The following is a 23,289-nucleotide window of genomic DNA, read 5'->3' on the forward strand; positions in this document are numbered from 1 at the left end:
CAACAGGACAGAAATCAAATGACAAACTGCGCCAGGATCTCGTCCTCCGTGATGTCCTGGTAGGTAAACCCATTTGTGTCGAGCCGCTCAAACAGGCGGGTAAATTGTTCTGGTTCGCTGGTCTCAATCCCGATCAAGACAGACCCGAAGTTCCGGGCTGATTTTTTCAGATATTCAAAACGCGCGATGTCATCATTCGGACCCAGCAAGTTTAGGAAATCTTTGAGAGCGCCCGGCCGTTGCGGTAGCCGTAAAATAAAATATTTTTTGACCCCGGAATACCTCTGGGCACGCTCTTTGACCTCAGGCAGTCGTTCAAAATCAAAGTTTCCGCCCGACACCACACATACAACGCTTCTACCGCGAATCGCTTGGCCCAAATCTTGCAATGCATCGATCGACAGGGCACCGGCTGGTTCCAAAACAATGCCTTCGACATTGAGCATTTCAATCATCGTGGTGCAAAGCCGGTCTTCTGGAATGGTCAGGCTATTGGCCAGGCCAACCCCTTTGAGAATGGCAAAAGTCTTTTCACCAATTCGGGCAACCGCCGCGCCATCCGCAAAGGTATCAACCTTTGGAAGGGCAACCGGTTTTCCGGCCTGCAACGCTGCGCGCAAACATGCCCCACCAGACGGTTCGACAAATGTATACTGAGTCTGAGTACCAAAATAGCTCAGCACACCGGAGCTTAGACCACCGCCGCCGACCGGGATAACCATATGATCAGGAACACGACCAAGCTGTTGCTCAATTTCAACCGCGACACTGGCCTGACCTTCGATCACATCTTCATCGTCGAAGGGTGACAAAAAATGTCCGCCTTCGGATGCACAAAACGCCTGAGCCGCCGATAAGCAATCATCAAAATAGTCCCCAACTAGGCGAATTTCGACATTTTCCCCGCCAAACATCCCGGTCTTTTGGATCTTTTGCTGTGGGGTTGTGACAGGCATGAAAATCACACCGCGCACATCAAAATGCTTGCACATATAGGCGACGCCCTGAGCATGATTTCCCGCGCTGGCGCAGACAAACAGCCCTTTGTCCTGTTGTTTGCGCATTGCATTCAACGCGCCGCGCAACTTGTAACTGCGCACCGGGCTCATGTCTTCGCGTTTCAACCAAATATCGGCGTCAAACCGATGAGACAGGTGATCGTTGCGCAATAGTGGCGTTGCGGGAAACACATCGCGCATCGCGTCTGTGGCTTGGCGGGCTTTGTCCTGAAAATCACTCATTCACGATGAGTGCCGCAGACGCCGCCCGCGCGCAAGTCAGTCAATCGGACGACCTTGAATATAGTGACCGTAAAACGTTGTCAGAACGCTGACATTGACCAAGGCCAGTGCCAAAGACACCGGAATCGACAGCAACCCACTTAAGATCGGCGAGACCACTGCAACAGCACCAACAGCCAGTTGGAACACAATATTCACCCCAAAAGACACAAGCATCAGCACAAAAATATCCATGTTCGACCCTCTTGTTGATTCAAAAGCTTGACCAAGAGTTATTGGCTCTCCAATCGCCGCGGCGGGCAAAATTGCGATGACCCGATACATCACAATCGCAACACACAGATAGGCCGCGATCAGAGCAATCCAGCCGAGACCGGGTATCGCCATCATCATTCCGGCGACAAGCCCGAGGGGAATCATCAAAACCAAGGACAGAATTGCGATAAGAATAATCCGACCCAAATACCCCAACACAACATTTGCCCTAATTTTCGGAATCCAATTTTCGGGATATTCTTCAAGCAAAACAAAGCGGTGCCAATTTACGACCACGGATAGCAAGGCAAACAAAGCGAACAACCAAACGGCAATGAATCCGCCGATCAAACCCGGTTGCATAAAGACATGCTCCATGTCCTCGGGGTTTGTGCCCTGTATCAATTCAAATGCTGCTCCGCGCAGCACGAGCATGGCCAAGCCAACGATCATCAACACCGGAAGAAGCCCTATTTTTACCGCCTCTTGCCAATTGCGCAGAACCATCGAAAACGAATGTTTAAAAATCAACCAGCCCTTCATGGCAGCCTCACTCTTTGAAATATTTGGCAAATGGCTAACACGCCGCAGCATTCTGTCAACCTGTCAGCCTTGCCCCGGAGGCGAAAACCGGATAACCCGCGAAAAATCCCATTAAAGGACAGTTCCATGACCGCGCCCAAGAAAGTTGTGCTGGCCTATTCCGGCGGCCTTGATACCTCGATCATTCTCAAATGGCTGCAGACTGAATATGGCTGCGAAGTTGTGACATTTACCGCCGACCTTGGTCAGGGCGAAGAGCTTGAGCCAGCGCGCGCCAAAGCCGAAATGCTGGGCATCAAGCCTGAGAACATCTTTATCGAAGATGTGCGCGAAGAGTTTGTGCGTGACTTCGTTTTCCCGATGTTCCGTGCCAATGCCGTTTACGAAGGTCTGTACTTGCTGGGCACGTCGATTGCCCGCCCGCTGATCTCTAAGCGTTTGGTTGAGATCGCCGAAGAAACCGGCGCTGACGCTGTTGCCCACGGCGCAACCGGTAAGGGTAACGATCAGGTTCGGTTCGAACTGGCCGCCTATGCGCTCAACCCTGACATCAAATGCATCGCGCCATGGCGTGAATGGGATCTGAACTCACGCACGTCCCTGCTCGACTTTGCCGAGAAGAACCAGATTCCGATTGCCAAAGACAAGCGCGGCGAAGCGCCGTTTTCGGTTGATGCAAACCTGCTGCACACCTCGTCCGAAGGCAAAGTTCTTGAAGACCCAGCCGATCAGGCCCCTGAATATGTGTATCAGCGCACGGTCGCCCCAGAAGATGCGCCAGACACACCAGAGATCATCGAAATCGGCTTCGAAAAAGGCGACGCGGTTAGCATCAATGGCGTAGCGATGTCGCCAGCGACCATTCTGACCCAGCTGAACGACTATGGCCGTAAGCACGGGATCGGGCGTCTTGATTTTGTTGAAAACCGTTTTGTTGGCATGAAATCCCGCGGTATCTATGAAACACCCGGCGGCACGATCCTTCTCGAAGCGCATCGCGGTATCGAACAGATCACATTGGACAGCGGCGCAGGCCATCTCAAGGATAGCCTGATGCCACGCTACGCCGAGCTGATTTACAACGGGTTCTGGTATTCGCCCGAGCGCGAAATGCTTCAGGCCGCGATTGATAAGTCGCAGGAACATGTAACCGGGACTGTGACGCTCAAACTGTACAAAGGTTCTGCCTTTACCGTGGCGCGCGCCTCTGATCATTCGCTTTACTCCGAAGAGCACGTGACGTTTGAGGATGACGCAGGTGCCTATGATCAGAAAGACGCCGCTGGCTTTATCCAGTTGAACGCCCTGCGTTTGAAACTGCTGGCTGCTCGGAGTCGTCGCTTGAAAGGCTAAGGCCTGTTTAACGTGAAACAAACGCGCCTCGGGGGAAACCTCGGGGCGTTTTTTGTGCCGCAGCGTAAGACCTTACGTTACCCTTGATTGGGTCAAGCGCGCCCTCTACCGGTTTGGGAAACCAAGGGGGATGAGATGTTACAAGACCTGCTACCGCGCCTTCAGCAAGGGCTAGAAACCAAGAGCTTTGAAGGCTCGTTGAAGTTCGATTGCGGCGAGGACGGGGTCATCGTTTTGGCGGATGGCACAGCAAGCGATCAGGAACAGGACACAGATTGCACGCTGAAACTGTCATCCGACAATCTGATCAAGCTTCTGTCAGGCAATTTGAACCCAATGACCGCCGTCATGATGGGCAAGATCAAGATCAGCGGCAATCCGGCTGTGGCAATGAAATTGGCTGATTTACTCAAAGCTTGAGAGCGGCCAATTTTTCATAAAAGGGCATAGCAGCAGCACATAAATCCGCAGCTTGCCCTTCTAGAACCGGCAAAGGCCCCTCTGCCCCGGCAAAACCGGTGCTTTGATGGACGGCGCCGTACCAATGCGCGGCCCAGATGCCATCGAAATCGCGGGGCCCCGCGGCCCAAGATAGCATTGCCGGATCAAAATCCAAATCAATGGCACCGCAAAGCTTGCGCAACATGCGCTCTGGGTTTTCGCGAATGTCGGCGCTGTCGACCACTGGGCCGGGAAATCGTTCGAATATCTCAACCTGCTGAGCAAAGCCAATATCATGCAATGTCGGGTTTTCACGCTTTGCCGCATAGGACGCGATGACCCGAGCAGGATGGCGGATCAGGTGGATATTCACGCAATCCTTGGCCCAGCCCAGCGGCGTTTCATCCATATGAATACCCATGTGCTTCAGGTACCAATGCGGTTTTCCGTCTGGTACAGATCCGGCACATTTGGCTGCAACAGAGACTGGATCGGCGTCATGTGCGACGATGATCTCGTCGCGCATTGGGTGATCAATTCCGGTGCGTTTCAGATAGGGCGCATAAAAGGGCTCATCCCAAGCGGCGAAATCCGCCCGATTGCCAAAGGCATACATCATCGCCGACGAAAGGTTGCGCGGCCCGCTCCACATTGCGATTTTCATGGTTCGACAAGATCCTTATATAGAGCGCGTAAACGCAGCGTCATTGGCCCCGCTTCGCCTGTGCCAATCCGACGACCGTCAATTTCGGAAATCGGGGTTTGCGCCCCAAAAGTCCCGGTTAAAAAAGCCTCATCTGCCCCGTAAGTGTCGACCAAACTATAGTTGCGTTCGAACACCGGAATGTCGTTGGCGCGACATAGGTCGATCACCTTTTGACGGGTAATACCGTTCATGCAGTAATCCCCGGTGCTTGTCCAAACCGCGCCTTTGCGCACGATGAAGAAGTTGCAGGCATTAGTGGTGTTCACGAATCCATTGATATCCAGCATCAGCGCTTCGTCCGCCCCGGCCTTTCCGGCGGCGATACAGGCAAGAATGCAGTTCAATTTCGAATGGGAATTCAACTTTGGATCCTGCGTCATTGGCAGGCCGCGAATATGAGGAACTGTGGCGAGCTTCAGCGGGCGCGGGATCGACGGGCGCGAATGCTCCATGATAATGACCACAGTCGGGCCTTGCTGGCTCAGCGACGGATGTTGGAAGGGCCGCGTTTTCACACCCCGCGTTACCATCAAGCGGGCATGAGCATCGCTTTCCATCCCGTTTGCTAGACGCGTTTGTTCCAGCGCGTCGATCACGGCCGCCCGGTCCATCCCAATATCAAGGTCAATGGCCTTGGCCGCCTCAAACAACCGATCCATGTGTTCGTCTAGAAACGCCCAGCGCCCATTATAGAGCCGCAACCCCTCCCATATGCCATCGCCGAGCATAAAGCCGGAATCAAAAACGCTAACCGTTGCGTCGGCGCGGGTTTTCAATGTGCCATTCACCCAAATTTGGATGGTGTCATTGCGCGCATCTTCTTGCGCCTGATGTGTTGATACGTCTGTCATAGGCACACCCTATCGGCGGGATTTGGCTTTGCAAGCTTCACACCCGCTCACCTGTTGGTGAGATCACATGACAGTGCATTGTCTGGTGTCTCGCTTTTATGCAGGCTGTCGTCAAAAGGAGATACACATGCGCTTGTTTAATCGTGCTCAGCCCCTCGCCCTCATGGCTCTCATGACGCTCGGTTTTACCGCTCAGGCCAACCGTGCCATGGCGGATGAAATCATCGTTGCCGGAGGGTGCTTTTGGTGCGTCGAATCCGATTTTGAATCGGTTAAGGGAGTTACGGGTGCCGTATCCGGCTACACCGGTGGCCACGTCGCCAACCCGAACTACAAACAAGTCACACGCGGCGGGAGCGGACACTACGAGGCGGTTCGAATTAAATTCAACGCCTCTCAGGTCTCACAACGCAAGCTATACGATCTGTTTTTCCGATCGGTCGACCCTACGGATGCAACCGGCCAGTTCTGTGATCGCGGAGAAAGCTATCGCACCGCCATTTTTTTCTCTAACCCTGCCCAAAAAGCCGATGCAGAGGCGGCTAAGGCCGCCGCTGCCAAGGCATTGGGGCGTACAATTGTGACCCCAATTTTGCCTGCGAAGAAGTTCTATGACGCCGAAGGTTATCATCAGGATTACTACAAGGGCACCAAACGCGTTTTGACCCGCTTTGGTCCGATCAAGCAAAAGGATGCTTACAAGAAGTATCGCGAATCCTGTGGCCGTGACCAACGGGTCAAAGAGCTTTGGGGTTCGGCCGCACCTTTCGCAGGATAAAAGGCTCTAACATGGCTTAAAATGCCTCTTGTACGTCTTGGAGCGTCGGAATGACGTCCGCCGTTCCAAGTCGGGTCACCATCAATGCACCGGCCTTGCCAGCCAGTTCAATGGCCTGATCCATCGACATCCCTTGATCAAGGGCCGCAATCAAATAGCCGGTGAATGTATCCCCTGCCCCCGTTGTGTCGATTGGGGTGACCGAAATCGCCGGAAATGCGCGGGTGTTTGGGCCGGAATGCCAACGACATCCCTTGGCCCCAAGCGTCACCACCACATCCGCAACTGGCAATTCGGCAAGCGCCTGCCCCGTTGCGGATTGCAATTGCTCTGCCTCGACTTCGTTCAGAACCAATAGATCGAGAAACGGAAGGACCGGAATGACGGCGTCCGCCTCAAACGGGGCCGCTGCATGAGCAATACGCAAGCCAAGTTCACGTGCAAGTTTAACCCCGTGTTCTAAGCCATTCGTTTCATTTTGAAAAAGAAAGGTGTCGCCGAGTTTTGCAGTAGACAGAGCCAAAGCAATATCAGTCTCTAACAAGGCATGATTTGCACCGGGATGCAGAATGATCATGTTTTCACCGGCGGCGTCGACCGCAATTATTGCGTGCCCTGTGGCCTCCTTTGACTCGGTGATATGATCGCCTATCACGCCGTAGTTAATCAGCCGATTTTTGGCCCAAATCCCGTCCGCCCCAACTGCACCAATATGCACGCATTGGCTTTGGGCGCGTGTGACCGCGACAGACATATTGGCCCCTTTGCCGCCAAGGCCCTTGTTATACCCCGTTGACGCCAAAGTTTCGCCCGCACCAGGTAGATGCGGAACGCGATACACTAGATCAATGTTGATAGAGCCGAGGTTGTAGATCGTCATGGCGCTGCCCTTTCTTCACAGAAAGGGCATGGTGGAAGAAACCTCCACCATGCGCAATGCACTTTCCTTGCTTAGCCGACTTTACAAGCAGACAAGACCGCCATATTGAGAATGTCATTGGCCGTCATGCTGGTGGAGCAAATCTGGATCGACTTGTCGACGCCAGCCAAGATTGGGCCGATAACCGTCGCACCCGCCATTTCCTGCATCAATTTCACCGAAATCGACGCCGAGTGCCGGGCCGGAACAACCAGAATATTGGCGGGACCGGTCAGGCGTTGGAACGGATAGGCCTCTTGCGCAGTGGGGTTAAGCGCAACATCTACGGTCATTTCACCTTCGTATTCGAAATCAACGCCGCGTTGATCCAAGACTGCCGGAGCAAGGTGCATTTTCTCGGCCCGCTCCGAAACCGGATAGCCAAAGGTTGAGAAGCTTACAAAGGCGACACGAGGCTCTAACCCAAGGTGTTTAGCAACATCAGCCGCGCGTTCCGCAATATTGGCAAGGTCATTTTCATCCGGCCATTCATGCACAAGCGTATCCGCGATCATGACAATCCGGCCCTTGTGCAAAAGCGCTGTGACGCCAGCCGCACCATGTTCGGCGTCGGCATCAAACACATGGTTAATCAACTGCATCACATGCGCGGATTTGCGGGTTGCCCCGGTAATCAAACCATCGCCATGCCCGTGTTCTAGCATCAGCGACGCAAAAACATGTCGATCACGCGCCGCCATACGGTGCACATCCTGACGGTCAAACCCTTTGCGCTGCAAGCGATCATACAAGAAGTCCTTGTATGTCTGCAGATGCGGGGTGTTTTTGGCGTTCACGACTTCAAGCTCACGAACAGCGTCGCCAAGGCCGGCTGCTTCAAGTTTGGCTTTTACGTCGTCTTCTCGTCCAACAACCAAAGCTTTGCCAAGCCCGGAGCGCTGATACATCACCGCTGCGCGAAGCACCCTTGGGTCATCCCCTTCGGCGAAGATCATTCTAGCCTGTGCCGCACGGGCACGCGTGTTGATAGACCGCAGAATCGACGCGGTCGGATCCATCCGCGATTTCAGCCCTTCTTCATAGGCATCAATGTCGATAATTGGACGTCGCGCAGCACCTGTTTCCATGCCTGCCCGCGCGACTGCGGGCGGGATGCGGTGGATTAGTCTCGGATCAAAGGGAGTCGGGATGATGTAATCACGACCAAAGGTCAGGCTTTTGCCATACGCCAACGCCACCTCATCGGGCACATCTTCGCGCGCCAAATCAGCCAAAGCTTGGGCGCAAGCGATCTTCATCTCGTCATTGATGGCGCGGGCGTGAATGTCTAGCGCGCCACGGAACAGGTATGGGAAACCTAGAACGTTATTTACCTGATTGGGGTAATCGCTTCGGCCCGTGGCAACGATCGCATCCACACGCACTTCGTGCGCTTCTTCTGGTGTGATCTCTGGATCGGGGTTTGCCATGGCGAAAATGACCGGATTGTCACCCATCGCCTTGACCATGTCCTGTGTCACGGCACCTTTGGCCGACACACCAAGGAACACGTCCGCACCAACCATCGCGTCTTCGAGGGTACGATGTTCAGTTGCAACCGCGTGGGCGGATTTCCATTGGTTCATCCCTTCGGTGCGACCCTGGTAAATGACCCCTTTGGTGTCACAAACAATACAATTGTCGTGCCGCGCACCCATAGATTTCAACAGCTCGATACAAGCGATGCCCGCCGCGCCCGCGCCGTTAAGAACGATCTTTACGTCTTCGATTTTTTTCCCGGAAATTTTCAGCGCATTCAGCAAACCAGCCGCACAAATAACCGCAGTCCCGTGCTGGTCATCATGAAAGACGGGAATGTCCATTTCCTCTTTCAGGCGCTGCTCGATGATAAAACACTCGGGCGCCTTGATGTCTTCGAGATTGATGCCACCAAAAGTCGGGCCCATAAGGCGCACAGCTTTGCAGAACTCATCCGGGTCTTCGGTGTCCAGCTCAATATCGATGGAATTCACATCGGCAAAACGTTTGAAGAGAACAGATTTGCCCTCCATCACCGGTTTCGAGCCAAGAGCACCAAGGTTGCCAAGACCCAAAACGGCCGTACCGTTTGAAATTACGGCCACAAGGTTACCCTTGTTCGTATAGTCATAGGCAGTTTCAGGGTTGGCGGCGATTTCCTCACAGGGTACGGCAACACCAGGACTATATGCCAAGGACAGGTCGCGCTGTGTTGTCATTGGGACGGTGGCTTGCACCTCCCATTTGCCCGGAGTTGGGTCAATGTGAAATGCCAGCGCTTCTTCGCGGGTAAACTTGGGTTTGGACATGTCTTCCTACCGGTATAAATTTGCGGGTTTTACCCGAGACTCAGCCAGCTTAATGTCACGGCAGAACGACAAGGGAAAGTGCAGTGAGCGCTAACAAAGGAAATAAAAGTACCGTGACGCCCATGATGGCGCAATATTTGGAAATCAAGGCCGGGTATCCCGATGCTTTGTTGTTCTATCGCATGGGTGACTTTTACGAATTGTTCTTTGACGATGCTGTCGCTGCATCCGAGGCACTTGATATCGCGCTGACCAAACGCGGAAAGCATAACGGTGAAGAGATACCAATGTGCGGTGTCCCTCACCATGCGGCACAGGGGTATTTCCTCACCCTCATCCGCAAGGGGTTTCGCGTTGCCGTTGGCGAGCAGATGGAAACACCCGAACAGGCCAAAAAACGCGGGGCAAAATCGGTTGTCCGGCGTGAAGTTGTGCGATTGGTCACGCCCGGAACCTTGACAGAAGACAATCTTTTGGAAGCGCGGCGTCACAACTTTCTAGCCGCTTTAGGCCGGGTTAGAGACGAATGGGCGTTGTCATGGTCCGATATTTCGACTGGGACGTTTCACGTGATGCCTGTTGGTCAATCACGGATCGGGGCTGAGCTCGCGCGCTTGGCACCGTCCGAATTATTGACATCCGAGACGGTCGAAGAAGACCTACGCGAGGTTTTCAATGACCTTGGCATCGAGGTTACCGTGTTGGGCAATGCGTCCTTTGACAGTTCAGCAGCCCAAGACCGCCTTTGCTCAGTGTTCAACGTCAAGACTTTGGCCGGATTCGGGTCATTTGCACGCGCCGAACTAAGCGCCATGGGCGCCTTGGCCGACTACCTCGACATCACGCAAAAAGGCCAAATGCCGATGCTGCGCCCGCCACGGCAAGAGGCGGTGTCGCGCTTGATGTCTATTGATGCAGCAACGCGGCGGAATCTTGAGTTGACCCGAAGCATGCAAGGTGGCCGCGCTGGCTCACTCCTTTCGGTGGTCGATATGACGGTCACATCAGCCGGAGCGCGGTTGTTGGAGCGCCGGCTTTCGTCGCCGTCGCGCGAACTAGATGTCATTCACGCCCGTCACGAAGCTATTCGTTGGGGCACTGAATCCGTTGCTGCGGATGGGGTTCGTGACGCTTTGCGTCAAGTTCCGGATCTGGATCGCGCCCTATCACGCTTGGCGCTTGATCGCGGTGGTCCCCGTGACCTTGCGAGCATCCGCAATGGCATTGGTCAGGCCGAAGCCATTTCTGAACGCTTGGATCGGGCCGATTTGCCAGAGTTGCTAAAGCAATCACTTGCCGATCTACGGGGTCACCAAGACCTGCTCACCCTTCTTGATGAGGCTCTTATTGCCGATCCGCCGTTGTTGGCCCGCGACGGTGGGTTCATCGCCTCTGGCTATAACGAGCAGCTTGATAGTGAACGCGAGCTTCGCGACAAAGGGCGCGGTGTGATTGCGGGGCTTCAGGCGAAATATGCCGATGAAAGCGGTATCAACTCCCTAAAAATAAAACACAACAATGTGTTAGGGTATTTTGTTGAGACAACCGCGCTTCATGCGCAGAAAATGCTGAATCCTCCGCTGTCTGAGCTGTTCATCCACCGGCAAACCACAGCCAATCAGGTTCGATTTACGACTGTAGAGCTGTCGGAACTGGAAACACGTATCCTCAACGCCGGTGCCGAAGCTTTGGCGATTGAAAAGCGGCTCTATGAAAGCCTGAAAGGTGCTGTAATAGAGTCTGCTCCGGCCCTGTCGGACCTTTCTCTAGCCCTTGCAGAGTTCGATTTGTCGCTAGGATTGGCCGAACTGGCGCGCCAACGGGATTGGTGTATGCCCAAGGTCGACGACAGCCGCGCGTTCCACATCGAAGGCGGGCGCCACCCGGTTGTCGAAGCCGCGCTGAAATCCGCCGGGGATGTGTTCATCGCCAATGATTGTGCGTTGTCAGCACCCGGAGAAACAGCCTCTGTAACCCTGCTCACCGGACCGAACATGGCCGGTAAATCAACCTACCTCAGGCAAAATGCCTTGATCGCATTGCTGGCACAAATGGGCAGCTATGTTCCCGCGCGGTCGGCCCATATTGGCATTGTTAGTCAAGTATTTTCGCGCGTGGGAGCAAGTGACGACCTCGCCCGTGGGCGGTCGACCTTTATGGTCGAAATGGTCGAAACCGCTGCGATTTTGAACCAAGCTGATGACCGCGCTCTCGTAATCTTGGACGAAATTGGGCGCGGCACGGCCACTTATGATGGCTTGTCTATCGCGTGGGCCACTCTTGAACACTTGCATGAAGTAAACTGCGTAAGGGGTTTGTTCGCCACGCATTATCACGAGATGACCGCCCTTGCCGGGAAATTGACCGGCGTGAAAAACGCAACGGTTGCTGTCAAAGAATGGGACGGCGAGGTCATCTTTTTGCACGAGGTTCGGGATGGTGCCGCCGATCGGTCTTATGGTGTTCAAGTTGCGCAATTGGCGGGCCTTCCACAGCCGGTGATCAAACGCGCCCGTTCAGTTCTTGAAGCCTTGGAAGCCGGCGAACGGGATCGCACCTCACCAAAGGCGCTTATCGACGATCTACCTCTGTTTGCTGTTGCCGCAGCTCCGGAGCCTATGGCGGTGCAAACGGGCCCATCCGAGGTCGAAGACAAGGTTGCCGATCTCTTGCCCGACGAGATGACACCGCGCGAGGCGCTTCAGGCAATCTACGATCTCAAGGCATTACTCAAAGAAAAGGCGGGGTAAACCCCGCCCTTCCCTATTCCAAAATGAAGCCCGTTTAGCTTGCAGGCATCGAGCTAACACCGACCTGAGCAGCGCGCAGCAAACGATCATGCAGCATGAACCCCTCTGCGGACACCTGAATGATGTCGCCCGCTTTGGTTCCGGGAAGTGGTGCCTCGAACATCGCTTCGTGAAGCTGGGGATCGAAACGGTCACCCACTTCGGGAGATAGGCGTTTCACGCCGTGGCGTTCAAACACGCTCAGCAACTCTTTTAGGGTCAGTTCAACACCTTCAATCAGTGCAGCAGAGGCTTCGCCTTCGGCTTCTTTGGCGGCTGCCAAAGCGCGATTCAGGTTATCATAAACCGGGATCAAATCGCGGGCGATGCGCGTGCCACCATACATGTTGGCCTCGCGGCGATCTTTGTCGGCACGCTTGCGGGCGTTTTCCGCATCGGCCAAAGCCCGCATAAACCGGTCTTTGTATTCATCGCGCTCAGCAACCACTTGCTCAACCGCCATTGCGACCTCATCAATCTCTTCGGTCTCAAAAGCCGTTTCTTGCGCTTCTGCCTCGTCAATGTTGTCGAGGAAATCGTCGTTATTCTGATCAGCCATTCTCTACCTCTAACTCCGGTCGGTTATCAGCTTCCCAACCAGTTGCGCCGTGTAGTCCACAATCGGAACAATGCGGCCATAGTTTAGACGCGTTGGGCCGATCACGCCCACAGCGCCAATGATCTTTCGATCAGCGTTCATATAGGGAGACACCACCAAAGAGGAACCCGAAAGTGAGAAAAGTTTGTTCTCTGAGCCAATAAAAATGCGAACGCCTTCGCCCTGTTCGGTCAGTTCAAGAAATTCAGCAATATCTTGCTTGCGTTCCAAGTCATCAAACAGGGTTTTGATCAGTTCGAGCTGCTCTTCTGCGGTGTCATCGCCCAAAAGATTCGACCGGCCACGCACGATGAGACGGCCGGTTTTGTCATCCGGGCTTTCCCACACGGCGATACCTGATTCGACAAGTTGCGCAGCTTTTGCATCCAGCTCCTGACGGCGTTTTGTGATTTCCTCTTCCATGATTTTGCCCAGCTCGGACAAGGTGCGCCCTTCGATCCAGGAATTGACGAAGTTCGCTGCTTCTCGCATCGAACTTGGTGTTTGACCGGGAGGTGGCGCGAAAACACGATTTTCGACCTGACCATCTGCAAACACAATGACCACCAACGCCCGATCTTGGGCGAGGCTGACAAATTCGATATGTTTAAGCGGAGCTTCTTGTTTCGGAGTGAGAACAAGAGAGGCACCATGGGTCACACCGGACAAAGCGGCACCGACTTGATCCAACAAACCACCCACATCTGACGCATTGCTTCCAGCCGTCGCATCGAGTTTCTCGCGGTCTTGCATGTCGAGGTCGCGAACCTCAAGCAGACCATCAACAAACATGCGCAACCCTTGCTGGGTCGGAATACGACCGGCCGAGACATGTGGGCTATCAAGAAGGCCGAGAAACTCCAGATCCTGCATCACATTGCGAATGGTGGCAGCAGATACTTTTTCTGACAAGGCGCGGGTCAATGTCCGCGATCCTACTGGCCCCCCGGTTTCAAGATAGGATTCGACAACCAAACGAAACACCTCGCGAGAGCGTTCATTCATATCGGTCAAAACTTCATTTGGTTCGCTCATACGCGCCTCTTCTTTTGTCTGCACAGCAACCAAAGCCGGATCAGGGTTGCGCCCATGGGGGCAGCACGTCTATCCCTGCCCCAACTTAGCTTAGAGGATCGCCATGAGACCGTCGGGAAGAGAATTAAACGAAATGCGCGCCGTTTCAATCGAAACGGACGTAACAAAGCACGCCGAAGGATCTTGCATGATCCGTATGGGCGATACACATGTGCTCTGCACCGCGTCGCTAGAGGCCCGCGTACCGCCCTTTATCAAAGGCTCTGGCCTTGGTTGGGTAACCGCGGAATACGGCATGTTGCCTCGCTCGACCTCGTCGCGCATGCGTCGCGAGGCCACATCCGGCAAACAAGGTGGCCGCACCGTTGAAATCCAGCGTCTAATTGGCCGCTCGCTGCGCGCTGGTGTTGATCGTGTTGCCCTTGGCGAGCGTCAAATCACCGTTGATTGTGACGTGATCCAAGCGGATGGCGGGACGCGTTGCGCGTCGATCACCGGCGGTTGGGTTGCCCTGCGTTTGGCGGTTAACAAGTTGATCAAAGCGGGCGATATTATCACCGATCCTCTGATCTCCCCTGTCGCGGCTGTGTCTTGCGGTATCTACGCCGGTCAGCCGGTGCTTGATCTCGACTATCCTGAAGACAGCGAAGCCGGTGTTGATGGCAACTTTATCCTGCGCGAAGATGGTCAGCTGATCGAAATCCAGATGTCTGCTGAGGGCTCGACCTTCTCGCGCGATCAGATGGGTCAGTTGATGGACCTCGCCGAAAAAGGTGTCGGGGAACTTGTTGCTGCTCAGAAAGCTGCCGTGGCATGACCCGCAAGTTTGAGGGCGACCGTCTATTGGTCGCCACCCACAATCAGGGCAAGCTTGATGAGATTACCGAACTGCTGAAGCCCTTTGGGGTTTCAGTTGTTGGGGCCAAAGATATGGACCTGCCTGAACCAGTTGAAGATGGCACAACCTTTGTCGAAAATGCCCGGATCAAAGCCCACGCTGCCGCCAAGGCGACCGGCCTCCCTGCCCTTTCCGATGATTCCGGTATTGAAATAGATGGCTTGGACAAGCAACCGGGTGTCTATGCCGCTGATTGGGCTGAAACAGAGAACGGCCGTGACTTCATCATGGCCATGACCAAAAGCCACACAATGTTGGTAAGTGCCAAAGCACCGGAACCTTGGACGGCGCGGTTTTGCTGTACACTTGTTCTGGCGTGGCCCGATGGCAGTGATCAGGTGTTCGCTGGTGTCATGGAAGGTCGCGTTGTCTGGCCGATGCGCGGCGACAACGGACATGGCTATGATCCGATTTTCGAACCCGAGGGCTATGACATAACCTTTGCTGAAATGACATCTGAGAAAAAGAACGAGATCAGCCATCGCGCCGACGCGTTCCGCAAATTTGTGGCTGCTTGCTTTGATTGAAGATTGGCAGTCCGGGGGGTTTGGACTCTATGTGCATTGGCCGTTTTGCGAGGCCAAATGCCCCTACTGCGACTTCAACAGCCACGTTGTAAAACACATTGATCAAACGCGTTGGGCCATGGCCCTGGCCTCTGAGGTCCAACGCGTTTCGGCCCTTACCCCCGGTCGTGTGCTAAGGTCGATATTTTTCGGTGGCGGGACGCCGTCGCTCATGCTGCCCCAGACTGTTGCGACCATTCTTGAGGCCACGCAAACCCATTGGACCTGGGCCAATGACATCGAAATTACCCTTGAGGCAAATCCAAACTCGGTCGAAGCGGATCGGTTTCGTGGCTTTGCCGATGCGGGAATAAACCGAGTGTCTTTGGGCATCCAATCATTGCGCGACGATGACCTTCGTAAACTCGGGCGGCTACACAATGCGGACGAAGCCAAACGCGCTTTTGGTATTGCCCGAGATACCTTCAATCGTGTCAGCTTTGACCTGATATACGCCCGCCAAAATCAATCACTTTCCGATTGGGAAACAGAGCTTACCGAAGCCTTGGCCATGGCCGGTGATCACCTTTCACTTTATCAATTGACGGTCGAACATGGGACGGCATTTTGGGACCGGCAAAATGCTGGCAAATTGCGCGGCCTCCCCGGCGAAGACCTAGCCGCCGACATGTATGACCTCACGCAAGACATCTGTAGCGCGGCTGGGATGCCGGCCTATGAGGTGTCTAACCACGCCGCCCCTGGCTCGGAATCTAGGCACAATTTGATCTATTGGACATATGGAGATTATGCCGGTGTCGGCCCGGGAGCGCATGGCCGCCTGACGCTGTCCGGACAGAAATATGCCAATTCAGCTTGGCTCCAACCCGGAGCCTGGTTGAAGGCTGTTGAAGGCGGCTCTGGCGACGAGGTTATGACAAAGCTGTCTGGCAAGGATCAGGCTTCTGAATACCTGATGATGGGTCTACGGATAACTGAAGGTGTATATATTGCGAGGGTCCACAATATGTATGAATTCAATGCACTGGAAACTACTGTTAATAGATTGCATGAACTTGGGATCATGTGGAAGAGTGACGACCGAATTGGCGTTACGCAGCAAGGTCGGCTCGTTCTCAATTCTGTTATTGCAGAATTGCTTCCTGAATAGCCGACCTTCTCAAATTGACTAGGCCTTGCTCAGCACCGAACAAAGCGCATCTAGTTCATCCAAAGTATCGTAGGAAATTGTCACACGACCGGATTCCCCACCGGCTTTGTGATCAATCTGAACTTTCATTTTCAGTGCTGCGGACAAATCACCTTCCAGAGCTTTGGTGTCCGCATCCTTCACCGGTGCTGATTGGGATGTACTTGCAATTTTTGGCTTAGGCGCTGCGACAGTACCCTTCGCAAGTTTTTCAGTTTCACGCACCGACAACCCTTTGGCCACGACAATTTTGGCCAACTCTTCTGGGTTCGGTGCCGTGATCAAAGCGCGTGCATGCCCGGCACTTAGTTCACTCTTCGAGACCAAATCCTGAATTGTGTCTGGAAGGTTCAGCAAACGCATCAAGTTCGCAATATGGCTCCGGCTTTTGCCCAAAGCTTCGGCAAGCTTTTCCTGGGTGTGACCGAACTTGAACATCAGCTGCTTATATCCCGCCGCCTCTTCAATGGCGTTCAAATCCGCCCGCTGGATGTTTTCAATGATCGCTACCTCAAGTACCTCAATGTCGTCAAAGTCACGCACGAGAACCGGAACTTCATGTAACTGCGCAAGTTGTGACGCACGCCACCGACGTTCACCGGCGACAATTTCATACTGCTCGGCATTCTTGGGATTTTGGCGAACAATAAGTGGTTGAAGAACACCCTTGGTGCGAATTGAATTCGCCAGCTCTTCAAGTTGGTTATCGGTGAAAACGCGACGTGGCTGATCGGGATTTGGAACGAGTTTCTCGATCGGCACAGTTAGATCAGAGCGTGGAGCCGTTGTTGAAGTGTTTTCCTCGGGGGCAACATCCGCCATCAATGCGGATAACCCGCGTCCAAGACCACGGCGTTGTTCTTTTTTTTGTACCATTATCGGCGTCCTTTGTATGGTCTTAAGCGGCGACTTGATCATTTTTTGCAAGCAGTTCAGTCGCAAGAGCGCGGTAGGCAATGGCCCCTTTTGAGCCCGAATCATAGCTGAGTACAGGCAAAGCATATGACGGAGCTTCACTCACCCTGACGTTCCGCGGAATCACAGATTTAAAAACAAGATCACCCAAGTTCGATCGAGCATCTGCTTCAACCTGTTGGGACAAGTTGTTGCGCGCGTCATACATCGTCAAAACGATGCCTTCAATCCGCAGTTTCGGATTCGCCGTCTGTCGAACTTCTCGGATTGTCATCATAAGCTGAGACAAGCCCTCTAGCGCAAAAAACTCGCTTTGCAGTGGAACTATAACTGAATCCGAAGCGACCATTGCGTTGACTGTCAAAAGGTTCAAAGACGGCGGACAATCAATCAAGATATAGTCAAAATTGAAGTCATTCATATCCGTTTGCTGAATGGCATCGTGCAGTAAGAAACTACGCTTCTCATTGTTGTACAATTCAATATCAGCTGAACTCAAGTCGACCGTTGCCGGTATCAGAGATACATTTTCGGTGCTTGTCCCCAAGATCAGCGACGACAAAGTGACATCATCTAGCAAAAATTCATATGTGGTGAACTCCCGATCTTCTGGCTCAATCCCCAATCCCGTCGACGCGTTGCCTTGCGGATCAAGATCTATGACAAGCACGTTCAAACCAAGTTCGGCCAAAGCCGCCGACAAGTTGATAGTGGTGGTTGTTTTCCCAACGCCGCCTTTTTGATTTGCGACTGCGATGACCTTTGGTCGTTCTGGGTTGATCAAATCAGGCATGTGAGATGTTTCCGATTTCCAGAATTACGGCTTCAGTATTGGTTCTACTTCTATGGCAAGTCAGTGAAAACTGCCATTTTTTTCGTGCTAAATTGACTTCTTCTTCCCAGTTTTGTCCCTTTGGAAACAGATATTGACAGTCATCCGTGCCGTGGTTTTTTGCTAAGTGGATCAAATGTGGAAGTGCCGCCAGGGCCCGCGCCGAAATAATTCCCGCCTCTACGGCCTCAATATTCTCGATACGATCACAAATAACGTTCACCTTTAGATCAAGCTCGCGCGCAACTGATCTCAAAAATGCACATTTTCTTGTGTCGCTTTCAACAAATGTAAACGAAATGTCTGGTGCCTTTTCGGATGCAACCACAGCACATACGAGGCCTGGAAATCCTCCTCCCGTCCCGAGGTCCAACCATTTTTGAGCGCCGAGTTTGCGTAGATCAAATAGTTGCAGGGAATCCTCAAAATGTCTTTGCCAAGCATCCCCAACGGTTGAAGGAGCAATCAAATTTATTTTCTTGGTCCATTTGAGAAGCTGATGCTCATAGACCTTAAGTCGGTCCAGTGTTTCACGTGAAACATTCAAGGACTTCACTCGGTTTGTCATGCAGACCCTCGTTTTTCAGCTTGCCTGATTTTTGCCAAAACAAGTGCAGTCGCCGCAGGTGTAATTCCCTCCAGCCGGCTCATCTGAGCAAGAGTCTCAGGTCGCGCCTTTGACAATTTGGAAACAAGTTCATTCGACAGTCCCGAGAAGCTGGAGTAGTCAAAATCCGCAGGAATAGACACTTTCATGTCTTTCTTGATAGCTTCTACATCCCGCTTTTGTCGTTCAATATATGAGGCATAGGTAGCTTGTTTCTTAAGCTGGTCAGAAACGTCACTATCTATACTTGCAACACCGGGAATGGCCGGTTTCAGGACATCAAAACTAACATCCTTGAAGGACAATAATTGCATGCCAGATCGCTTTACACCGTCCAAATTGACCTTCACGCCCAAATCACAAACCTCATTGGGTGTAAACAAGACACTGGAAAGAAGTTTGTGCGCCTCTTCAAGCTTTTCCATTTTCATTTCAAAGGATCGGATCCTTTGGTCACACAAGATACCAAGATCGCGTCCTGTAGGTGTAAGACGTTGGTCAGCATTATCTACACGAATCGCCAGCCGAAATTCAGCGCGAGACGTAAACATCCTATAGGGTTCAGTCACTCCACGGGTTGTAAGATCGTCCACCATCACACCGATGTAGCTATCTACTCTTGAAAACGTAATCGGGTTCTTTTCCAAAGCATTCGCAGCAGCATTCAAACCAGCCACCAAACCCTGGGCACCGGCTTCTTCATAACCGGTTGTCCCATTAATCTGCCCTGCAAAATACAGGCCCTCAAATCCCTTAACTTGCAATTGGGATGTTAATCCTCTTGGATCAACATAGTCATATTCGATGGCATACCCCGGCTGCACAATCTGAACATTTTCAAGTCCTTTCAGGGTTCTAACATAAGCATCCTGAACCGAGACAGGGAGTGACGTAGAAATACCGTTTGGATAGACCGTATTTGTATTTAGTCCTTCAGGCTCAAGAAAAACCTGGTGACTTTCCTTATCCGAGAACCGGACGACCTTATCCTCAATTGAAGGACAATACCGAGGTCCAACTCCGTCGATATGGCCGCCGTACATCGCAGACAGAGAAAGATTATCCCGTATAATATCATGCGTGTTGGAATTTGTATGCGTTATTCCACAGGAAATTTGCCTCGCGCTTGGACGGTCTGACAGGAAAGAAAACATGGTCGGCTTTTTATCACCGGGCTGCATTTCTAAAACATCCCAGTCTATCGTCGAACCGTCTAGTCTAGGAGGTGTCCCTGTTTTCAGTCGTCCAAAACTAAGGTCTATTTCCCTGATTCTATCTGCCAATCTATTTGACGCATCGTCACCCATTCTACCACCAGAGTGTGACACATCCCCAATATGCACAATTCCATTCAAAAACGTACCGCTTGTAAGAACGACCGACCTCGCATCAATAGTGGTGCCGTCTCTTAGAACTACTCCGGAGAATCTCTCTCCAGACTGAATTAGGTCTACGACCTCTCCAGTGAGAACACTTAGGTTCCGAATTTCTGAAACAAGGTCTTTTACACTTTGTCGGAAGATTGTTCTATCTGCCTGCGCTCGCGGCCCCTGAACGGCAGGACCTTTTCGCCTATTCAACAACCGGAACTGTATTCCGGCTCGATCTGCAGCGATACCCATAAGGCCGCCCAATGCATCAATCTCTCGGACAAGATGGCCTTTTCCCAACCCACCGATAGCAGGATTACAGGACATAGTTCCTAGGTCTGTCACCTTTAGTGTAATAAGGGCCGTTTTTGCGCCGTATCTAGCTGCTGCACTCGCGGCCTCTGCACCGGCATGACCAGCGCCGATAACAACTACGTCAAACTTCTGATGTTTCACGTGAAACACTCCCTATTTGCCAACGCAAAAATTCATGAAAATTTCATCCAGCAAATTTTCCACATCAACTCGACCAATTAACGCCTCAAGCTTTCTAACAGCGCTTCTCAGTTCCTCAGAGACCAAGTCATAGTCTTCGACCCCACTATCAAGGCTAAGCTCTGCATCTCGTAGAAAAGTTAGACTTTGTGTGAGTGTAATTCGATGTCGTTCGCGATTTACTAAACTAGACCCACCAACAAGAGATGACAGTGACAATTTAATGTGGCGCAGCAACCGATCAACTCCAAATCCAGTTAAACCAGAAATACCGTTGAAACGGCCTGAATCATCCTTGGCGACGAGAACAATATCCAAGTCTTCGGCAGGAACCTCTGTGTTTTCATTAAATTCAATGAGATGAACACATAAATCCGCTGATTTTGCACGAGCTAGAGCCCGCTCTACACCGATTCTTTCAACGTGATCCTCTGTTTTTCTAACCCCAGCTGTATCCAGAAGAGTTACCGAAAAACCACCAATCTCCATATGGACTTCGATAACATCACGCGTTGTACCAGCGAATTCGGATGTAATTGCAGCATCTCGGCCTGCAAGAAAGTTCAACAATGTTGACTTTCCCGCATTCGGTGGGCCAACAATCGCCACCTCAAAACCAGTTCTAACTCGCTCTGCTGCATCCAAGCCAGAAAGTTCGCCTTCGATAGATCCAATAACAGTGCGCAATAGCTCCCGAACTTCGTCGGTTACATCAACAGGAACGTCTTCATCGGCAAAATCTATAGTTGCTTCTAGCAACGCTGCAGAACGAACAATTTTGGTTCGCCAAGCATCCACTTTCTGCCCCAGCGCTCCTGATAAAACGAGAAGTGCTTGTTTGCGTTGAGCTTCCGTTTCAGATTCAATCAAGTCGGACAGTGCCTCAACTTGCGTTAAGTCCATACATCCGTTTTCAAGCGCTCTTCGCGTGAATTCACCCGGTTCTGCCATTCTAAGGCCAGGGATCTTCCCAAGTTCATCCAAAACGGCACCGATGACCGCAACGCTGCCATGTACTTGAAATTCAACAACATCTTCGCCGGTAAAGCTCGCGCCAGACTCAAAAACAAGGACGAGCGCCTGATCCAGATGCTCACCTGTTTGTCTCTTAAGAACTCTAAGTCCTGACTGCCGAGCCATTGGGAGGTTAGGACCGGACAAGCGGGTTCCGGCAGCTTTCGCCTCGGACCCCGAAATCCGAATTACAGAGACACCAGCCTTCCCCGGTGCGCTGGCCAGAGCAAAGATCGTGTCCATGAGGCCATTACGTATTCATTGAGTCAAAGAACTCGGAATTCGTCTTTGTTTGTTTTAGCTTTGAAATCAGGAACTCGACTGCATCGGTTGTCCCCATTGGGTTCAGAATACGGCGCAAAACAAATGTCTTTTGAAGGTCGACTTTGTCCACAAGCAAATCCTCTTTCCGTGTACCGGACTTGAGAATATCCAAGGCAGGGAAGACGCGTTTATCTGCCACTTTGCGATCTAGAACGATCTCAGAGTTACCGGTCCCTTTGAATTCCTCAAAGATAACCTCATCCATCCGCGAACCCGTATCAATCAGGGCTGTTGCGATGATTGTCAGGGAGCCGCCCTCTTCGATATTCCGCGCAGCACCAAAGAACCGTTTAGGACGCTGCAAGGCATTGGCATCAACACCACCGGTCAAAACCTTGCCAGAAGATGGAACAACTGTGTTGAAGGCCCTACCAAGTCTTGTGATAGAGTCCAAAAGAATAACAACATCTCGTTTATGCTCGACCAACCGCTTGGCCTTTTCAATGACCATTTCGCTTACAGCAACATGTCGTTGTGCAGGTTCATCAAAGGTCGAAGACACAACCTCACCCTTCACAGACCGCTGCATGTCCGTCACCTCTTCTGGGCGTTCATCGATCAGTAGAACGATCAAATAGCACTCAGGATGGTTCTGTTCGATCGAGTGAGCAATATTCTGTAGAAGTACCGTTTTACCCGTCCGTGGCGGCGCTACGATCAAACTACGCTGGCCTTTACCAATAGGTGCGACGAGATCAATAATCCGCGCAGAGCGATCTTTGATAGTCGGATCTTCAATTTCCATCTTCAGCCGTTCATCAGGATAGAGCGGCGTCAGGTTGTCGAATGCGATCTTGTGGCGGGCCTTTTCAGGCTCTTCAAAGTTTATCTTGGTGACATTGACCAACGCAAAGTAGCGCTCTTCACCATCCGGTGCCTTGATCTCACCGTCAATAGAATCCCCAGTCCGCAGCGAGTATTTACGGATCATTTCAGGAGACACATAAATATCGTCCGGACCTGGCAAATAGTTGGCTTCTGGTGACCGTAGAAAGCCAAAACCATCCTGCAAGACTTCAAGAACGCCATCACCATAGATATCCCAACCGTCATCCGCGCGTTCGCGCAGAATCTGAAACATCATTTCGCCCTTGCGCATGGTCGAGGCATTCTCGATCTCAAGCTCTTCTGCCATAGACAAAAGATCTTTGGGGCTCTTTGCCTTTAGATCAGCAAGGTTCAGTTTTTCTACGGTCATGCCAAACATCCACGGGACCAAATTGGTCCATACGTCTTCTTTTCTAGGGAAATACACTCCAGACTAGGAGTGGTCATGGATGTACCTGTCCTTACCAAGCAAGTCAATGAGCAGGAAAACCCA

At 52.3% G+C, this 23,289-nt stretch carries 21 protein-coding genes; 7 read left to right on the top strand and 14 right to left on the bottom strand.

What is annotated here, in order from left to right:
• Nucleotides 1–14: 14 nt before the first annotated feature.
• Together ilvA and AC5EFR_RS08320 are read right to left on the bottom strand one after the other, a co-directional pair.
• A complete protein-coding gene (ilvA, locus tag AC5EFR_RS08315) occupies nt 15–1,241 on the bottom strand; it encodes a threonine ammonia-lyase IlvA (RefSeq protein ID WP_493575383.1) in 1,227 nt (408 codons plus the stop codon).
• A gap of 36 nt (nt 1,242–1,277) precedes the next feature.
• Entirely contained in the window at nt 1,278–2,039 is a 762-nt protein-coding gene (locus AC5EFR_RS08320; protein ID WP_493575384.1) for a hypothetical protein, read from the bottom strand.
• Between the two features lie 126 nt (nt 2,040–2,165).
• On the opposite strand from AC5EFR_RS08320, the gene AC5EFR_RS08325 reads away from it, so the two are divergent.
• Together AC5EFR_RS08325 and AC5EFR_RS08330 are read left to right on the top strand one after the other, a co-directional pair.
• Nucleotides 2,166–3,392, top strand: coding sequence for an argininosuccinate synthase (locus AC5EFR_RS08325; protein WP_493575385.1), 1,227 nt, complete (start codon nt 2,166–2,168; stop codon nt 3,390–3,392).
• 135 nt (nt 3,393–3,527) lie between these two features.
• Entirely contained in the window at nt 3,528–3,812 is a 285-nt protein-coding gene (locus tag AC5EFR_RS08330) for an SCP2 sterol-binding domain-containing protein (protein WP_299936375.1), read from the top strand.
• Here the strand turns inward: AC5EFR_RS08330 and AC5EFR_RS08335 are convergent.
• Together AC5EFR_RS08335 and AC5EFR_RS08340 are read right to left on the bottom strand one after the other, a co-directional pair.
• Nucleotides 3,802–4,497 carry a sulfotransferase-like domain-containing protein gene (locus AC5EFR_RS08335; protein WP_493575386.1) on the bottom strand — a complete coding sequence of 232 codons (696 nt, stop codon included), beginning with the start codon at nt 4,495–4,497 and terminating at the stop codon, nt 3,802–3,804. The two genes, AC5EFR_RS08330 and AC5EFR_RS08335, sit on opposite strands and share 11 nt — an antisense overlap.
• Nucleotides 4,494–5,390, bottom strand: a complete 897-nt coding sequence (locus tag AC5EFR_RS08340; RefSeq protein WP_493575387.1) for a D-amino acid aminotransferase — start codon at nt 5,388–5,390, stop codon at nt 4,494–4,496. Before AC5EFR_RS08340 ends, AC5EFR_RS08335 begins: the two co-directional genes overlap by 4 nt.
• Nucleotides 5,391–5,517: 127 nt before the next feature.
• On the opposite strand from AC5EFR_RS08340, the gene msrA reads away from it, so the two are divergent.
• Nucleotides 5,518–6,168: a peptide-methionine (S)-S-oxide reductase MsrA gene (msrA, locus tag AC5EFR_RS08345; RefSeq protein WP_493575388.1), complete on the top strand. Its 651-nt coding sequence runs from the start codon at nt 5,518–5,520 to the stop codon at nt 6,166–6,168.
• Between the two features lie 16 nt (nt 6,169–6,184).
• Here the strand turns inward: msrA and AC5EFR_RS08350 are convergent, their stop codons facing one another.
• Both AC5EFR_RS08350 and AC5EFR_RS08355 read right to left on the bottom strand, forming a co-directional pair.
• Complete coding sequence (locus tag AC5EFR_RS08350; protein ID WP_493575389.1) at nt 6,185–7,048, bottom strand: ribokinase; 864 nt, start codon at nt 7,046–7,048, stop codon at nt 6,185–6,187.
• Nucleotides 7,049–7,119: 71 nt separating this feature from the next.
• Entirely contained in the window at nt 7,120–9,375 is a 2,256-nt protein-coding gene (locus AC5EFR_RS08355) for an NADP-dependent malic enzyme (protein ID WP_493575390.1), read from the bottom strand.
• A 122-nt stretch (nt 9,376–9,497) separates the two neighbouring features.
• Between AC5EFR_RS08355 and mutS the strand changes: the two genes are divergently transcribed.
• On the top strand, nt 9,498–12,125 hold the full coding sequence (gene mutS, locus AC5EFR_RS08360; RefSeq protein WP_493575425.1) for a DNA mismatch repair protein MutS: 2,628 nt from the start codon (nt 9,498–9,500) through the stop codon (nt 12,123–12,125).
• Between the two features lie 34 nt (nt 12,126–12,159).
• On the opposite strand, the gene AC5EFR_RS08365 is transcribed toward mutS, so the two are convergent.
• Complete coding sequence (locus tag AC5EFR_RS08365; RefSeq protein WP_493575391.1) at nt 12,160–12,723, bottom strand: nucleotide exchange factor GrpE; 564 nt, start codon at nt 12,721–12,723, stop codon at nt 12,160–12,162.
• Nucleotides 12,724–12,732: 9 nt separating this feature from the next.
• On the bottom strand, nt 12,733–13,797 hold the full coding sequence (gene hrcA, locus AC5EFR_RS08370) for a heat-inducible transcriptional repressor HrcA (RefSeq protein WP_493575392.1): 1,065 nt from the start codon (nt 13,795–13,797) through the stop codon (nt 12,733–12,735).
• Between the two features lie 103 nt (nt 13,798–13,900).
• Between hrcA and rph the strand changes: the two genes are divergently transcribed.
• From rph to hemW, 3 genes are read left to right on the top strand one after another with little or no spacing between them, the layout of a single operon-like run.
• Nucleotides 13,901–14,614 carry a ribonuclease PH gene (gene rph / locus AC5EFR_RS08375; protein WP_493575393.1) on the top strand — a complete coding sequence of 238 codons (714 nt, stop codon included), beginning with the start codon at nt 13,901–13,903 and terminating at the stop codon, nt 14,612–14,614.
• Nucleotides 14,611–15,222 (top strand): RdgB/HAM1 family non-canonical purine NTP pyrophosphatase, encoded by a 612-nt coding sequence (gene rdgB / locus AC5EFR_RS08380; protein WP_493575394.1) that lies wholly within the window; start codon nt 14,611–14,613, stop codon nt 15,220–15,222. The genes rph and rdgB overlap by 4 nt, the downstream gene beginning before the upstream one ends.
• Nucleotides 15,215–16,372, top strand: a complete 1,158-nt coding sequence (gene hemW, locus AC5EFR_RS08385) for a radical SAM family heme chaperone HemW (RefSeq protein ID WP_493575395.1) — start codon at nt 15,215–15,217, stop codon at nt 16,370–16,372. Before rdgB ends, hemW begins: the two co-directional genes overlap by 8 nt.
• A gap of 18 nt (nt 16,373–16,390) precedes the next feature.
• Here hemW and AC5EFR_RS08390 read toward each other — a convergent pair whose 3' ends face one another.
• The 6 genes from AC5EFR_RS08390 to rho are packed head-to-tail and all read right to left on the bottom strand — an operon-like array spanning nt 16,391 to nt 23,166.
• Nucleotides 16,391–17,287 (bottom strand): ParB/RepB/Spo0J family partition protein, encoded by an 897-nt coding sequence (locus tag AC5EFR_RS08390; protein ID WP_493575396.1) that lies wholly within the window; start codon nt 17,285–17,287, stop codon nt 16,391–16,393.
• A gap of 22 nt (nt 17,288–17,309) precedes the next feature.
• A complete protein-coding gene (locus AC5EFR_RS08395) occupies nt 17,310–18,119 on the bottom strand; it encodes a ParA family protein (RefSeq protein ID WP_493575397.1) in 810 nt (269 codons plus the stop codon).
• Complete coding sequence (gene rsmG / locus AC5EFR_RS08400) at nt 18,112–18,726, bottom strand: 16S rRNA (guanine(527)-N(7))-methyltransferase RsmG (protein ID WP_493575398.1); 615 nt, start codon at nt 18,724–18,726, stop codon at nt 18,112–18,114. The genes AC5EFR_RS08395 and rsmG overlap by 8 nt, the downstream gene beginning before the upstream one ends.
• Nucleotides 18,723–20,600, bottom strand: coding sequence for a tRNA uridine-5-carboxymethylaminomethyl(34) synthesis enzyme MnmG (gene mnmG / locus AC5EFR_RS08405; RefSeq protein WP_493575399.1), 1,878 nt, complete (start codon nt 20,598–20,600; stop codon nt 18,723–18,725). The genes rsmG and mnmG overlap by 4 nt, the downstream gene beginning before the upstream one ends.
• Nucleotides 20,601–20,603: 3 nt before the next feature.
• On the bottom strand, nt 20,604–21,887 hold the full coding sequence (gene mnmE, locus AC5EFR_RS08410; RefSeq protein WP_493575400.1) for a tRNA uridine-5-carboxymethylaminomethyl(34) synthesis GTPase MnmE: 1,284 nt from the start codon (nt 21,885–21,887) through the stop codon (nt 20,604–20,606).
• A 7-nt stretch (nt 21,888–21,894) separates the two neighbouring features.
• Nucleotides 21,895–23,166: a transcription termination factor Rho gene (gene rho / locus AC5EFR_RS08415; RefSeq protein WP_493575401.1), complete on the bottom strand. Its 1,272-nt coding sequence runs from the start codon at nt 23,164–23,166 to the stop codon at nt 21,895–21,897.
• Nucleotides 23,167–23,289: the final 123 nt, after the last annotated feature.

The organism is Pelagimonas sp. (assembly GCF_058892305.1).

What these genes read in the sequence shown, in the direction of transcription:
- ilvA (WP_493575383.1), bottom strand. Translation starts at nt 1,241, where the DNA reads ATGAGTGATTTTCAGGACAAAGCCCGCCAAGCCACAGACGCGATGCGC.
- AC5EFR_RS08320 (WP_493575384.1), bottom strand. Translation starts at nt 2,039, where the DNA reads ATGAAGGGCTGGTTGATTTTTAAACATTCGTTTTCGATGGTTCTGCGC.
- AC5EFR_RS08325 (WP_493575385.1), top strand. Translation starts at nt 2,166, where the DNA reads ATGACCGCGCCCAAGAAAGTTGTGCTGGCCTATTCCGGCGGCCTTGAT.
- AC5EFR_RS08330 (WP_299936375.1), top strand. Translation starts at nt 3,528, where the DNA reads ATGTTACAAGACCTGCTACCGCGCCTTCAGCAAGGGCTAGAAACCAAG.
- AC5EFR_RS08335 (WP_493575386.1), bottom strand. Translation starts at nt 4,497, where the DNA reads ATGAAAATCGCAATGTGGAGCGGGCCGCGCAACCTTTCGTCGGCGATG.
- AC5EFR_RS08340 (WP_493575387.1), bottom strand. Translation starts at nt 5,390, where the DNA reads ATGACAGACGTATCAACACATCAGGCGCAAGAAGATGCGCGCAATGAC.
- msrA (WP_493575388.1), top strand. Translation starts at nt 5,518, where the DNA reads ATGCGCTTGTTTAATCGTGCTCAGCCCCTCGCCCTCATGGCTCTCATG.
- AC5EFR_RS08350 (WP_493575389.1), bottom strand. Translation starts at nt 7,048, where the DNA reads ATGACGATCTACAACCTCGGCTCTATCAACATTGATCTAGTGTATCGC.
- AC5EFR_RS08355 (WP_493575390.1), bottom strand. Translation starts at nt 9,375, where the DNA reads ATGTCCAAACCCAAGTTTACCCGCGAAGAAGCGCTGGCATTTCACATT.
- mutS (WP_493575425.1), top strand. Translation starts at nt 9,498, where the DNA reads ATGATGGCGCAATATTTGGAAATCAAGGCCGGGTATCCCGATGCTTTG.
- AC5EFR_RS08365 (WP_493575391.1), bottom strand. Translation starts at nt 12,723, where the DNA reads ATGGCTGATCAGAATAACGACGATTTCCTCGACAACATTGACGAGGCA.
- hrcA (WP_493575392.1), bottom strand. Translation starts at nt 13,797, where the DNA reads ATGAGCGAACCAAATGAAGTTTTGACCGATATGAATGAACGCTCTCGC.
- rph (WP_493575393.1), top strand. Translation starts at nt 13,901, where the DNA reads ATGAGACCGTCGGGAAGAGAATTAAACGAAATGCGCGCCGTTTCAATC.
- rdgB (WP_493575394.1), top strand. Translation starts at nt 14,611, where the DNA reads ATGACCCGCAAGTTTGAGGGCGACCGTCTATTGGTCGCCACCCACAAT.
- AC5EFR_RS08390 (WP_493575396.1), bottom strand. Translation starts at nt 17,287, where the DNA reads ATGGTACAAAAAAAAGAACAACGCCGTGGTCTTGGACGCGGGTTATCC.
- AC5EFR_RS08395 (WP_493575397.1), bottom strand. Translation starts at nt 18,119, where the DNA reads ATGCCTGATTTGATCAACCCAGAACGACCAAAGGTCATCGCAGTCGCA.
- rsmG (WP_493575398.1), bottom strand. Translation starts at nt 18,726, where the DNA reads ATGACAAACCGAGTGAAGTCCTTGAATGTTTCACGTGAAACACTGGAC.
- mnmE (WP_493575400.1), bottom strand. Translation starts at nt 21,887, where the DNA reads ATGGACACGATCTTTGCTCTGGCCAGCGCACCGGGGAAGGCTGGTGTC.
- rho (WP_493575401.1), bottom strand. Translation starts at nt 23,166, where the DNA reads ATGACCGTAGAAAAACTGAACCTTGCTGATCTAAAGGCAAAGAGCCCC.